At 69.7% G+C, this 12994-nt stretch carries 13 protein-coding genes; 6 read left to right on the top strand and 7 right to left on the bottom strand.

The window, feature by feature from the left end; translation table 11 throughout:
* Positions 1-60 precede the first annotated feature (60 nt).
* A complete protein-coding gene (gyrB, locus tag OG598_RS27025) occupies positions 61-2007 on the bottom strand; it encodes a DNA topoisomerase (ATP-hydrolyzing) subunit B (RefSeq protein WP_328651627.1) in 1947 nt (648 codons plus the stop codon).
* 521 nt (positions 2008-2528) lie between these two features.
* On the opposite strand from gyrB, the gene OG598_RS27030 reads away from it, so the two are divergent.
* Complete coding sequence (locus OG598_RS27030) at positions 2529-3083, top strand: hypothetical protein (protein ID WP_328651628.1); 555 nt, start codon at positions 2529-2531, stop codon at positions 3081-3083.
* 3 nt (positions 3084-3086) lie between these two features.
* On the opposite strand, the gene OG598_RS27035 is transcribed toward OG598_RS27030, so the two are convergent.
* Positions 3087-3575, bottom strand: coding sequence for a MarR family winged helix-turn-helix transcriptional regulator (locus OG598_RS27035; protein ID WP_328651629.1), 489 nt, complete (start codon positions 3573-3575; stop codon positions 3087-3089).
* Positions 3576-3700: 125 nt separating this feature from the next.
* Between OG598_RS27035 and OG598_RS27040 the strand changes: the two genes are divergently transcribed.
* On the top strand, positions 3701-3928 hold the full coding sequence (locus tag OG598_RS27040) for a hypothetical protein (RefSeq protein ID WP_112726587.1): 228 nt from the start codon (positions 3701-3703) through the stop codon (positions 3926-3928).
* 9 nt (positions 3929-3937) lie between these two features.
* Here OG598_RS27040 and OG598_RS27045 read toward each other — a convergent pair whose 3' ends face one another.
* The 5 genes from OG598_RS27045 to dnaA form a co-directional block, all read right to left on the bottom strand.
* Entirely contained in the window at positions 3938-4552 is a 615-nt protein-coding gene (locus tag OG598_RS27045) for a DUF721 domain-containing protein (protein WP_328651630.1), read from the bottom strand.
* The gene (gene recF, locus OG598_RS27050) at positions 4542-5675 is read right to left on the bottom strand and encodes a DNA replication/repair protein RecF (protein WP_328651631.1); all 1134 of its coding nucleotides are present in this window, start codon (positions 5673-5675) and stop codon (positions 4542-4544) included. Before recF ends, OG598_RS27045 begins: the two co-directional genes overlap by 11 nt.
* 16 nt (positions 5676-5691) lie before the next feature.
* Positions 5692-6564 (bottom strand): phosphogluconate dehydrogenase (NAD(+)-dependent, decarboxylating), encoded by an 873-nt coding sequence (gene gnd, locus OG598_RS27055; RefSeq protein WP_091396544.1) that lies wholly within the window; start codon positions 6562-6564, stop codon positions 5692-5694.
* A 40-nt stretch (positions 6565-6604) separates the two neighbouring features.
* Complete coding sequence (gene dnaN, locus OG598_RS27060) at positions 6605-7738, bottom strand: DNA polymerase III subunit beta (protein ID WP_328651632.1); 1134 nt, start codon at positions 7736-7738, stop codon at positions 6605-6607.
* 777 nt (positions 7739-8515) lie between these two features.
* Entirely contained in the window at positions 8516-10459 is a 1944-nt protein-coding gene (gene dnaA, locus OG598_RS27065; RefSeq protein ID WP_442931383.1) for a chromosomal replication initiator protein DnaA, read from the bottom strand.
* Between the two features lie 508 nt (positions 10460-10967).
* On the opposite strand from dnaA, the gene rpmH reads away from it, so the two are divergent.
* From rpmH to yidC, 4 genes are read left to right on the top strand one after another with little or no spacing between them, the layout of a single operon-like run.
* Entirely contained in the window at positions 10968-11105 is a 138-nt protein-coding gene (rpmH, locus tag OG598_RS27070; RefSeq protein WP_007453904.1) for a 50S ribosomal protein L34, read from the top strand.
* Positions 11106-11139: 34 nt separating this feature from the next.
* Positions 11140-11556 (top strand): ribonuclease P protein component, encoded by a 417-nt coding sequence (gene rnpA, locus OG598_RS27075; RefSeq protein WP_328651633.1) that lies wholly within the window; start codon positions 11140-11142, stop codon positions 11554-11556.
* Positions 11553-11849 carry a membrane protein insertion efficiency factor YidD gene (gene yidD / locus OG598_RS27080; RefSeq protein ID WP_328651634.1) on the top strand — a complete coding sequence of 99 codons (297 nt, stop codon included), beginning with the start codon at positions 11553-11555 and terminating at the stop codon, positions 11847-11849. The genes rnpA and yidD overlap by 4 nt, the downstream gene beginning before the upstream one ends.
* Positions 11850-11851: 2 nt before the next feature.
* A complete protein-coding gene (yidC, locus tag OG598_RS27085; RefSeq protein WP_328655446.1) occupies positions 11852-12841 on the top strand; it encodes a membrane protein insertase YidC in 990 nt (329 codons plus the stop codon).
* The last annotated feature ends 153 nt before the right edge of the window (positions 12842-12994 follow it).

A 12994-nucleotide genomic window follows, 5' to 3' on the forward strand; every position in this document is an offset into this window, starting at 1 on the left:
GGATAACTCTGTGGACCGCCGGATCGGCCGGGCAGTGCCCGACCGATCCGGCGCAGTCCGTCAGATGTCCAGGAACCGCACGTCCTTGGCGTTGCGCTGAATGAACGACCGGCGCGCCTCGACGTCCTCACCCATCAGCACACTGAACAACTCGTCGGCGGTCGCCGCGTCGTCGAGAGTGACCTGACGCAGGGTACGCGTCGCCGGGTTCATCGTGGTTTCCCACAGCTCGGGGTAGTTCATCTCGCCGAGGCCCTTGAAGCGCTGAATGTCGTCCGGCTTGGCGTTCGGCTTCTTCTGCTGGCGCAGCACGATCAGACCGTCCCGCTCACGGTCGGAGTACGCGTACTGGGCGTCGTCGCCCTTCTTGTTCCACTTGATCTTGTAGAGCGGCGGGGCGGCCAGGTAGACGTGCCCCATCTCCACCAGCGGACGCATGAAGCGGAACAGCAGGGTGAGCAGCAGCGTCTGGATGTGCTGGCCGTCGACGTCCGCGTCGGCCATCAGCACCACCTTGTGGTACCGCAGCTTCTCCATGTCGAAGTCGTCGTGGATGCCGGTGCCCAGCGCGGTGATCAGCGCCTGGACCTCGTTGTTCTTCAGCACCCGGTCGATCCGGGCCTTCTCCACGTTGAGGATCTTGCCGCGGATCGGCAGGATCGCCTGGGTCCGTGGGTCGCGACCCTGCTTGGCCGAGCCGCCAGCCGAGTCACCCTCGACGATGAACACCTCGGACTCGCGGGGGTCGGTCGACTGGCAGTCGGCCAGCTTGCCCGGCATCGAGCCGGACTCCAGCAGCGACTTGCGGCGGGCCAGCTTGCGCGCCTGCTGGGCGGCGATCCGGGCGCGGGCCGCCTGGGACGCCTTCGTGATGATCATCTTGGCCTCGGCCGGGTTGCGGTCGAACCAGTCGACCAGCCGGTCGTTGCAGACCCGCTGCACGAAGCTCTTCACCGGGGTGTTGCCCAGCTTGGTCTTGGTCTGACCCTCGAACTGCGGGTTGGCCAGCTTGACCGAGATGATCGCCGCGAGCCCTTCGCGGATGTCCTCGCCGGAGAGCTTCTCGTCGCCCTTGAGCAGCTTCTTGTCGGTGCCGTACCGGTTGACCACGCTGGTCAGCGCGGACCGGAAGCCCTCCTCGTGGGTGCCGCCCTCGTGGGTGTTGATCGTGTTGGCGAAGGTGTAGACCGACTCGCCGTACGACTCGTTCCACTGCATGGCGATCTCGAGGGACATGCCCTCCTCTTCGGCCTCGAACTCGACCACTGTCTTGTGGATCGGGCTCTTCGAGGCGTTGAGGTGCCGGACGAAGTCCGCGATGCCGCCCTCGTAGTAGAAGGTGACCTCGCGCTGCCGGCCGTCCTCCTCCTCGGCCACCCGCTCGTCGAGCAGGTGGATGCGCAGGGCGCGGTTGAGGAAGGCCATCTCCTGCAGGCGCCGGTAGATGGTCTGGAAGTCGAAGTCGACGGTCTCGAAGACGTCAGGGTCGGGCCAGAAGGAGACCGCCGAGCCGGTGCGGTCGGTGGTCTCGCCCTTCTCCAGCGGGCTCGGCTTGGAGTTGGTGTAGTGCTGCCGCCACACGTTGCCGGACTTGTGGATCTCGACGAACATCTTGGTGGAGAGCGCGTTCACGACGGAGACACCGACGCCGTGCAGGCCGCCGGAGACCGCGTACGCCTTGCCGTCGAACTTGCCACCCGCGTGCAGGATGGTCAACGCGACCTCGACACCGGGCTTCTTGAGCTTCGGGTGAAGGTCGACGGGGAACCCACGGCCGTTGTCGGTGACCCGGACGCCGCCGTCGGCGAGCAGCACCACGTCGATGGTGTCGCAGTATCCGGCCAGCGCCTCGTCGACCGCGTTGTCGACGACCTCCCAGACGAGGTGGTGCAGACCGCGCTCGCCGGTGGACCCGATGTACATACCGGGCCGCTTGCGAACGGCCTCCAGCCCCTCGAGAACGGTGATCGACTCTGCGCCGTACTCCTGCTTGTCCTGCGCTGCCACCCTCGGCCACTTTCTCGCGTCAGCCGCGCCGGTAGGGCGCGTCGGGCGCGGGTTCGGCGGACAGGACGCGACGTCGGCGCGCGGACCGGCACCGGAGAACTCCGGACAGCGGGTCGAACGCGCCGGTCGCCGCGGTTGCCCGCGGATCGCGATCGGCTCGACCCGACGTGGAGAATGAATCTGGGGCCACCGGCCCCGTCCCACTCCCGCACCGGGTCTTCGTCTCGCTGTCAATCCTACTGTGCGCGGGGGACAGAACCACCACTCGGCACCCTCAGCGAGGCGGCTGAGAAGTCCATAGCCGGCAGAACCCCGCCGCCCACGACTCCCCCCACACGCCAGGCCCCCATCGCACGCGCCGCCCCGGAACGGGTTGACCCGCGGTCGGGCGGGTCGGGGGTCGCGGCCAAAGCGTCAGTGCCGTACGTTTGCGGCGCCCCGGAACCAGCCTTGATCTTTACCGGTTGGAACCGGGACGATCGACCCGATCGACCCGACACGTGCTCTTTAAGAGGTGACAGATGGGGCTGGACAACGTCGCGGTGCACTGGCCGCGTACCGGCCGCTTCTACGATCCGGTCGCGCCGGCCGAGTTCGTCGACTTCGGCGAGATCGTCGACCTGCCGCGCATCTCCGCGCCGACCGCGGCGCTGGCCGAGCTGATCGCGAAGACCGGCACCATCCGGGCGACCGCGTACACCGAGTTGGTGGATCTGCTTCTCGGCCTCGAAGGTGTGTTGTACGCCACAGACGCCGCCGCCGAGGACGAGGACCCGGTGATCGACCCGGACGGCTGCTCCTGGATCGCGAGCGGCATCGAACGGTTCGTGGCCACGCACCGCGCGACCGGCGAGGCGGTCACCTTCGAGTCGGTGAGCACAGTGCTGCGCTCGCTGCTCGGCGACGGTCGGTTGGCCGAGCAGCAGCTGCGCTGGCTGGAGAGCCGGCTCGACGCGCTGCGCGACGAGAGCGGTGACCCGCCGCAGTGGAACTTCACCTGCGCCGAGCTGGGCGTGCTGGCGGCGTTCTACCGGCGCTGCGCCGAGCGCGGATTCGCCGTCTACGCCGACGCCTGAGCCCTACGCCGACGCCTGAGCCGCCGCGTCAGTCTCCGGGGCGGCCGGTCGGTTGGCGGCCGAGATCAGCTGCGTGAGCACCGCGTGCAGGTGTTGCAGGTCCTCGACGGGCAACCCGAGCCGCTGCACGATCGCGGCCGGGATCAGCTCGGCCTGGCTCCGCAGCGCGGCACCGCTGGCGGTGAGGGTGACAGCGAGGCTGCGCTCGTCGCTCGGGTCGCGCTCCCGGCGCAGGTAGCCGGCCGCCTCCAGCCGCTTGAGCAGGGGTGACAGCGTGCCCGGGTCGAGCTGGAGCAGGCGACTGAGGTCGCGACCGGACAACGGCGCGTGCTGCCAGAGCGCCAACATCACCAGGTACTGCGGATGGGTCAGCCCCATCGGCTCCAGCAGCGGCCGGTAGACGGCCACCACGCTGCGCGCGGCGACCGAGAGGGCGAAGCAGACCTGCTGCTCCAGGGCCAGCGGGTCGACGCCGTCCGGTCGTTCGCTCATCGGTTGCCCTCTCTCCGCACTGTGACTATCGTACCGATCATTGGTACACCAACCATTGGTGCCCCAAAGGTCTGCTCGTGCGACGGGCGAGAACCGGCGAGGCGACGCGGGGAAGAGGGCGGCAGATGAGCGAGGACGGCGCGATCACCAGGACCCCGGGCGAGGGCGGCCGACTGATGCGTTGGGCCTTCCGGCACCTCGCCGGCCCGGCCGAGGGTGTGCAGGGCGCGGTGCAGGGCGGCTCGGCCGAGGCCCGCGAGGCATGGAAACGTGACCTGGCCGAGCGCAAGCGCTTCACCCGGGAGCAGCGGGAACGCAAGCGGGCAGCCCGCGAGGCCGACCGGCGCGGCTGAACGGCCGACTCAGCCGTACGTGTCGCGCGGACCCCGGCCACGTACCCGGCGGGGGCCCTTGCCCCAGGAGGGCGCGGCCGGGCCGTGGATGTGCAGCTTGCGCACCACGTTGTGCCCGACCTCGCTGGCGATCTGCTTGAGCAGCGAGCCGGCGAGCAGCCGCAGCTGGGTGGCCCAGGCGGTCGAACGCGCCTCCACTGTCAGCTCGCCGTTCTCCAACTTCACCGGGCGACTGTTCTGCGCGACCTCCGCGCCGACGACCCGCTCCCAGGCGCCGAACACCGTGGCCTCGGCCGCCGGCTGCTGCCAGCCGCGCGCCTTCACCAGCCGGTTCAGCACGGCGCTGAGCGGCTGCGGATCGCGCGGATCGGGGCCGGGGCCGGAGTAGCCGCGCAACCGCCGCCCCGAGCCGCCGGCAGCGTCGCCGCCGCCACCGGGCGTACGCCGGGCGCGCGCCGCCGCCTGCCGTCGGGACAGCGCGGCGTCGAGCACCGCCCGGGCCAGCTCCGGCCCGCTGGCGGCCGCCGCCGGCTCACCGCCCGCCGATCCCTCCGCAGCCTTAGGAGTACGCGCAGCCGGGGCATCGCCCGCCGCTGGCCGATCGGTGCCTGGCTTATCCGACACGGCGTACCGTCCCTTCGCCGACCTGGTAGCGGATGCCGCGGAGGGCGGCCGGCACGTCATCGTCCACCGCGCAGGTGACCAGCAGCTGGCTCGCCCCGCCGACCAGCTCGGCCAACCGCTCCCGGCGACCGGTGTCCAACTCCGCGAAGACGTCGTCGAGCACCAGCACCGGCTCGATGCCGTCGGCGCGCAACAGGTCGTACCCGGCCAGCCGCAACGCGAGGGCGAACGACCACGACTCGCCGTGGCTGGCGTACCCCTTGGCGGGCAGTGGGCCGAGGCTCAGTGCCAACTCGTCGCGGTGTGGGCCGACCAGGGTGGTGCCCCGCTCGATCTCGGCGGAACGGGACGCGGCCAGGGCCGCCGTCAGCGCCTCGGCCAGCGCGGCCCGATCGGTGGTCGGCTCGGCCAGCTCGATCGAGGGCCGGTAGGTGATGCTCGCCGCACCCCGACCGGCGGCCACCGCGTCGTACGCCTTGGCCACGTGCGGTGTGAGCGCGGCCACCAGCTCCAGGCGGCCGGCGAGCAGCTCCGCCCCGTGCTGGGCCAGGTGGGTGTCCCAGACCGCGAGGGTGCCGAGGTCGCCACCCCTGGAGCCACCGGTCTTGCGGGCCAGGTACGCGGTGCGCAGCAGGGCGTTGCGCTGCTTGACGACCCGCTCGTAGTCGGCCCGTACGCCAGCGAACCGGGGCTGCCGGTTGACCAGCAGGTCGTCCAGGTAGCGGCGGCGCTCGGACGGATCGCCGCGGACCAGCTCAAGATCCTCCGGGGCGAAGAGCACCAGCCGGAGCGCCCCGAGCACGTCCCGGGCCCGCCGCGCCGGGGAACGACCCAGCCGGGCCCGGTTGGCCTTGCCGGGCACGATCTCCAGCTCGACCAGGAGCTCGCGGCCGTCGTGCACCACCGCGCAGCGGATCACCGCGGACGTGGCGCCCATCCGGACCAGAGGCGCGTCGGTGGCGACCCGGTGCGAGTCCAGGGTCGCCACGTAGCCCAACGCCTCGACGAGGTTGGTCTTGCCGACACCGTTGGCGCCGATCAGGACGTTCGCTCCCGGCTGGAGGTCGACGGCCACCCGCTCGTACGAGCGGAAGTCGACCAGTTCCAGCCGGTGAACGTACACAGGTTGTGGATACCGCTCAGCGCTTGTGGACGGCGTGGCCACCGAACTGCTGACGCAGCGCGGAGACGGCCTTCATGGCGGGCGAGTCGTCCTGCCGCGAGGCGAACCGGGCGAACAGCGAAGCGGTGATGACGTTCAGCGGCACCGCCAGCCGGACCGCCTCGTCGACAGTCCACCGGCCCTCGCCGGTGTCCTCCGTGTAGCCGCTCAGGTCGGCCAGCTCCGGGTCCTCGTCGAGCGCCCGGTCGAGCAGGTCGAGCAGCCAGGAACGGACGACGGTGCCCTCGCGCCAGGACTTGATGACGCCCGGCACGTTGGTCACCAGCTCCGAGGCGGCCATCAGCTCGTAGCCCTCGGCGTAGGCGTGCATCAGGCCGTACTCGATGCCGTTGTGCACCATCTTCGAGTAGTGCCCGGCACCGACGGGGCCGGCGTGCACGAAGCCGAACTCACCCTCCGGCTTGAGCGCGTTGAAGATCGGCATCAGGCGGTCCACGTGCTCCTGGGCGCCGCCGACCATCAGCCCGTAGCCGTTCTGCCGGCCCCAGACGCCACCGGAGACCCCGACGTCCATGTAGCCGATACCCCGCTGGTTGAGCCGCTCCGCACGGGGGGCGTCGTCGCTGAAGCGCGAGTTGCCGCCGTCGATGATGATGTCGCCCTCGCCGAGCACCTCGGCGAGCTCGTCGATCGTGGCGTCGGTGACACCGGCGGGCACCATGACCCAGACCGCGCGCGGCGACTCAAGCTTCTCTGCCAGGCCGGCGATGGTCGTGACGTCGCTGATCTGCGCGTTGTGGTCGAAGCCGACCACCTCGTGCCCGGCCGAACGCAACCGCTCCCGCATGTTGCCGCCCATACGGCCGAGTCCTACTAGGCCGAGCTGCATGTGTTTCTACCTCCGTGGATCTGGGTGTTGCTGGGCGCGATCAGCGCGAGACGCGGATCGGCATGATGAGGTACCGGTACCCCGGAATGACCTCGCCATCCTCGCCGGCGGGAGAGATCACCGCGGGCTTGAAGGCGTCGACGAACGAGAGCACGGCCGTCTGAGCGCCCAGGTTTGCCAGACCGTCGATGAGGTACTGCGGGTTGAAGCCGATGGTCAGCGGTTCACCGGTGAAGGTGGCCTCCATCGCCTCGCTGGCCCGTGCCTCCTCGGAGCCGCCGGCCTCGACCACGAGGCCGTCGGCGCTGAAGCTGAGCAGCACCGGGGTGGTCCGTTCGGCGACCAGCGCGACCCGCTTGACCACCTCGATCAGCGTGCTGACCGGCACCCGGGCCGCGGCGTTGTGCGTGGCCGGGAAGAGCGACCGCACCGGCGGGTAGTTGGCGCCGTCGAGCAGCCGGCTGGTGGTACGTCGGGTGCCGCCGGCGAGGCCGACCATTCCCTCGCCCGCAGCGCCCTGGGCGAGGGCGAGGGTGACCTCGCCGCCCAGCGGGCCGAGGGCCTTGGCGGTGTCGTTCAGGGTGCGGGCGGGCACCAGGGCGTTGATGCTCACCTCGGGGTCGTCCGGCCGCCACTGGATCTCGCGCAGCGCCAACCGGTAGCGGTCGGTGGCGAGCATCGACAGGGTGGTGCCCGACAGCTCGACGCGGACACCGGTCATCATCGGCAGCGTCTCGTCCCGACCGGCGGCGATGGCCACCTGGGCCACAGCGGTGGCGAACGCTGCGGCGTCGACGGTGCCGGCGCTCTGCGGCATCTCGGGCAGCGCGGGGTAATCCTCCACCGGCATGGTGGGCAGCGTGAACCGGGCGCTGCCACAGACCAGCTCGAGATGTGCGCCGACCGCGGCGATGTCGACCGGCTTGGCCGGCAACGCCTTGGTGATCTCGGCGAGCAGGCGGCCGGAGACGAGCGCGGCGCCGTCGGCGTCGCCCTGCACCTCGACGGTCACCTGGCTGGAGACCTCGTAGTCGAACCCGGAGACCCGCAGGTTGCCGTCGGTGACGCGGAGCATCACCCCGGCGAGCACCGGTACGGATGGCCGGTTGGGCAGGCTCTTCGCGGTCCACGCCACAGCCTCGGCGAGCGCGTCGCGCTCCACTCGGAACTTCATCAATGCCTCCGCGTCGACGTCAGCGACAACTCTCTCATGCCGACCGCTGCCTACCGTCCCGCCCGACCGTGCGGGTACCCATCGCACCTTAGGGCGCGGGGACATCGGCTGTGCGCCCGACCCCATGGATCGTGTCGATGCTGACCGGCTGATCCGACAGCGTTCGGCCCGATCCACAGAAAGCCCAACGGTGATGATTGGTTTTTGTTCTCTTAGAAGAGATAACTCATCGTCTTCATCGCACCTGTGCAAACTGTGGAAAACCGAGGTCTGCGCAGGTCAGACAGGTTATCCACCGGTGATTTAGCTGTGGAGAACCGGGGGTACAACCGGCTCGTGTGTCCACAGCCCGCCGACGACGGCCGGTTGTCCACCGTTGTCCACCGGTTGTCCACCGGTAATCCACCGACTTTCTCCCCAAGCCTGTGGATCGCGGGGAAGATCACCATTGCCGTCATCCCCAGAACCTTCAACAGCTCGTACACAGGTTGATGATGATCGGTGGATAACCTGACGGTCGTCCCCAGGCGTCCACAGCCTCGTACACAGGGTTTCTCCACAGCCTGTGGGTAACTGGCGGAGGACGGATCGTAGTTATCCACCGACGGTGGACAACGAGCTGTGGACAACGAGTGGGGATCGAGGCGGTCACGGCCTCGATCCTGTGGTCTCCACCATGTCGAGAGTCCAGCTGACGGACCAAAAAAGAACGCCCGACCGGAGATCCGGTCGGGCGTGTCCTGCGGCTGCGTGCCGCCGCGAGGGCGGTCGTACGCCTCAGCTGTTCTGTTTGATGCGGTTGGTCAGCTCGGCGATCTGGTTGTACAGCGAGCGGCGCTCCGCCATCTGCTGACGAATCTTGCGGTCGGCGTGCATCACAGTGGTGTGGTCCCGGCCACCGAACGCCTGCCCGATCCGGGGCAGCGACAGCTCGGTCAACTCCCGACACAGGTACATGGCCACCTGGCGGGCGTTCACCAGCACGCGGGACCTGGACTGGCCGCGCAGGTCCTCCAGGCTCACCCCGAAGTAGTCAGCGGTCGAGGCCATGATCTGGTCAGCGTTGATCTCCGGACCGGCGCCGTCGGGCATGAAGTCCCGAAGCACCTCCTCGGCCAACGACAGCTCGACCGTCGATCGGGTCAGGCTGGCGAACGCGGTCACCCGGATCAGCGCGCCCTCCAACTCCCGGATCGAGTTCGACACCCGGGAGGCGATGAACTCCAACACGTCCGGCGGGGCGTACATCCGCTCCTGCGCAGCCTTCTTCTGCAGGATCGCGATCCGGGTCTCCAGATCCGGCGGCTGGATGTCGGCCAGCAGCCCCCACTCGAACCGGGTTCGCATCCGGTCCTCGAGGGTCGCGAGCTGGCGCGGCGACCGGTCAGAGGTGATCACGATCTGCTTGTTGGCGTTGTGCAGCGTGTTGAAGGTGTGGAAGAACTCCTCCTGGGTGCGCTCGCGGTTCTCCAGGAACTGGATGTCGTCGATCAACAGGATGTCGACGTCGCGGTAGCGCCGCTGGAACGCGCTGGTCTTGTCGTCCCGGAGCGAGTTGATGAAGTCGTTGGTGAACTCCTCGGTCGAGACGTACCGGACCGAGCGGGCGTTGCCGAGCGTCGTGGCGTAGTGCCCGATGGCGTGCAACAGGTGCGTCTTGCCCAACCCGGAGTGCCCGTAGATGAACAGCGGGTTGTACGCCTTGGCCGGTGACTCCGCCACCGCCACGCTCGCCGCGTGGGCGAAGCGGTTGGACGAGCCGATGACGAACGTCTCAAACATGTACTTCGGGTTGAGCCGGTTGCCACCGGTGTCGGCACCGGGCAACCGACGGTCGTCTCGGCCACCGGTCCGATGGTCCACCGCGCTACGACCCGGACCGCTGTCCGTTCCGCTGTCCCGCGGCAGCGAGCGGATCACGTGCTGGTCGCGCGGTGACGCCGAGTCGTCCCGGTAGCGGGGCTCGTAGGGCCGGGTGTCGGGGCCCGACGGATCCAGGCGGGCGGCCTGTTCGTCGTAGCCGCGCCGGTCCGGACCCGGCCGGGAGGGCCGCAGGGGCTCCGCGAAGGCGGCGCTGAACAACGCCTCCTGCCCGTCCCTGCTGGCCGGGATCAACCCCGCGCGATGCCCGTCGACGGGCGGCGCGAGGGGCGGACCCGCCGGTGCGGGTGGCGGACCCGGATCGGGGGTACGCGGCGCGGCCGACTGCTCAGGGATCATCGCGTCGGCCGACGGCCGAGCGCCCTGGTCGTCGAACGGCGTCATGCCCGGGCCGTCGATGTCGAGCTGCCCGGTCTCCGGGGCGCTGCGGTAGACGGTGCCCGCCGGTCGGCCGGTGGCGTCCTCGGCCACCCGAACGGTGACCGCGACCTGGATCGGTCGGCCCAGCCGGCGGGTGAGCGCCTCGGTGATCGCCGGGCGCAGTCGTGACTCGATCACGTCGCGGGTGAACGCGTCCGGAACGGAGAGCAGTGCGGTGTCCTCGACGATCGCTCGCAGCCGGGTCAGTCGGAGATAGGCACGCTGCTGGGCGGAGATGATCTCGTCGGCGAGCTCGTCGGTCGCCGCTAACCACACTGCGGCAAGGTCGGTCGTACCGGCCACCGTCGTGCCACCCCCTCGCTTCTGCTCCCGGCCGCCGCTGTCTGCCAGCCGGCCGTCCCGGGCCCGCCGCGTTCGCGGGTGGAACAACACCCACCCGGACGGTCGACCGGTGGTCATCCACAAGTTATCCACAGCCTGTGTACCGACCGATCGTGGCCGCCGCCGGACGCGGGTGGGACCTGCCCCTGCCTGAACGGGCGCTGAAGCGGGTTCACCGTGCCGAACGATTCACTGCCGTGTCCGGTCTTGCCTGCGCGACGACCGGAGCTTCCGACGCTCACCGCAATCGGGCACGGTAACAGCGTTGTCCCTGCGCCATCAACCGGCGGCGCGGCGGCGCCCTTGTCGGCATCAGCGAAAACCGCCCTTCGGCCTCGGGCGCGTCCCGTTGTCCCCTGCTCGGGGTGTTTGACGGTCATTGCCCCCCTGCGTAGGCTGGAACGGTTGCTTTCTCGCCCTCTGCTAGGGTGATGGGTGCTTGCTGTCCGCGGTCGCATCCCCGCAACGCCGAGGCCCCGCTCCGTCGGACAGCACCGATCGTGGGCCACCGTCGAGGTGGCCTGGACCACCACACGACCCCGGCGATCCCGTCGCGCGGGGCGCGTACGAAAACGGAGAGCCTGACGTGAGCAAGCGCACCTACCAGCCGAACAACCGCCGGCGCGCGAAGACCCACGGCTTCCGGCTGCGCATGCGCACCCGTGCCGGCCGTGCCATCCTGTCGAGCCGTCGCGCCAAGGGTCGCACCACCCTGTCGGCCTGAGCCGACCGGGCCGGTCCAGGGGACGTGGGCAGTCGTGCTGGCCGCCGCACAGCGACTGCGGCGCAGCACTGACTTCGCCGCAGCGGTTCGCGGTGGCCGACGTGCCGGACGTGGCGCCGTCGTGGTCCACCTGACCGTGCCGGCGACCGTCGACCCCAGCACACCGACCTTGCCGGAGCCGGTACGGGACAACAGTGCGGACCAGTCGTCCGTGCCGTCCCGTGCCGGCTTCGTCGTGTCCAAGGCGGTCGGCAACGCCGTGGTCCGCAACCGGGTCCGGCGCCGACTGCGGGCGCTGGTCCGGGAACGGTTGACCGACCTGCCCGCCGGCAGCACTCTCGTCGTCCGGGCGCTCCCCGCCGCGGCGCAGGCGTCGTACCCTCGGCTCGCCACCGACCTGGACGCCGCCATCGCGGTCGCCCGGTCGCCGCGCGAACGGCGGTCCCGATGAGCGGCACCGGGCAGAGCAGCCCACGGCCGTCGACAACCGGTGCCAAGGTGCTGATCGCGCCCATCATCGCGTACCGTCGGTGGATAAGTCCGGCACTGCCGGCTCGCTGTCGGTTCTACCCGTCGTGCAGTGCGTACGCCCAGGAGGCGGTCGTTCGGCATGGCGCGCTCCGGGGAGCCGTGCTGGCGGCCCGGCGGTTGTTGCGCTGCCACCCCTTTCACCCTGGTGGACATGACCCGGTGCCGGAGCCGGGCGGCCGCCGTCGTGCTGATGTGACTGGAGCCCCGAATTGAGTCTGAGTCTCGACTGGATCTACTACGCGATTTCGTGGATCCTGCTGACCTGGCACTCTGCCTGGGACGCCATCGGGGTGCCCGTCGGCGCGGTGATCGGCACCAACTTCGCCTGGATCCTCTCCATCATCTTCCTGGTGGTCACCGTCCGGGTGATCCTGTTCCCCGTCTTCGTCAAGCAGATCAAGTCGCAGCGGGCGATGCAGGCGCTCCAGCCCAAGGTCAAGGAGCTTCAGGAGAAGCACAAGGGTGACCGGGAGACGCTCCAGAAAGAAATGATGGAGCTGTACAAGAAGGAGAAGGCGAACCCGCTGATGGGTTGCCTTCCGATGTTCCTTCAGATCCCGGTCTTCCTGGGCCTCTTCCACGTGTTGCGCCGGCTCGACCCGGACAAGCAGAACAAGACGCTCTACGGCTGGACCGTCGACCAGTTCCAGAGCGCCTCGCAGGCGAAGCTCTTCACCGCCCCGATCGCCGGCAAGTTCGGCTCCACTGCCGACGAGCTTGCCAGCCTCGGCGCCAACGGCAGCACCGTGAAGATCATTGCTGGTGTCCTGGTCCTGGTCATGATCGCCACCACCTACCTGACCAGCCGTCAGATGATCCTCAAGACCGGCTGGGCCGAGGACCCGCAGCAGCGGATGATCCAGCGACTGATGCTCTACGGCATCCCCGCGTCGCTGCTGATCTCCGGCGCGATCTTCCCGATCGGCGTCATCATCTACTGGGTCACCAACAACCTCTTCACCCTTGGCCAGCAGCAGTGGGTGCTGCGGAAGTTCCCGCCGCCGGTGACCGCCAAGAAGGCCGTCGCGCCCGCCGCCAGCCGCAACCCGGTGCAGCCCGCCAAGTCCGGTGGCCTGTTCGGTCGCGGCAAGGCCGCCCCGCCGGCGCCGGTCAAGGCGACCGCGCCCAAGGTTGCCGGGCCGAAGCCGGGCGCCAAGCCGGCGAACAACCCGAAGAAGAGCCGCCCCGCCAAGCGGCAGGGCTGACCTCGAGGGCCGCCGCCGGATCACCGGCGGCGGCCCGTTCCGCACCGCGCAGCCGCCGTACGGCCGGCGCCGGGGCGGAACCGACCGCGCACCGCGCGGCCACGGGCGACACTGCCCGTACAGACGTGCCCGTGGGCACCGGCGACCTCCAGC

It is taken from the genome of Micromonospora sp. NBC_00330 (assembly GCF_036136635.1).
Classification (GTDB): domain Bacteria; phylum Actinomycetota; class Actinomycetes; order Mycobacteriales; family Micromonosporaceae; genus Micromonospora; species Micromonospora salmantinae.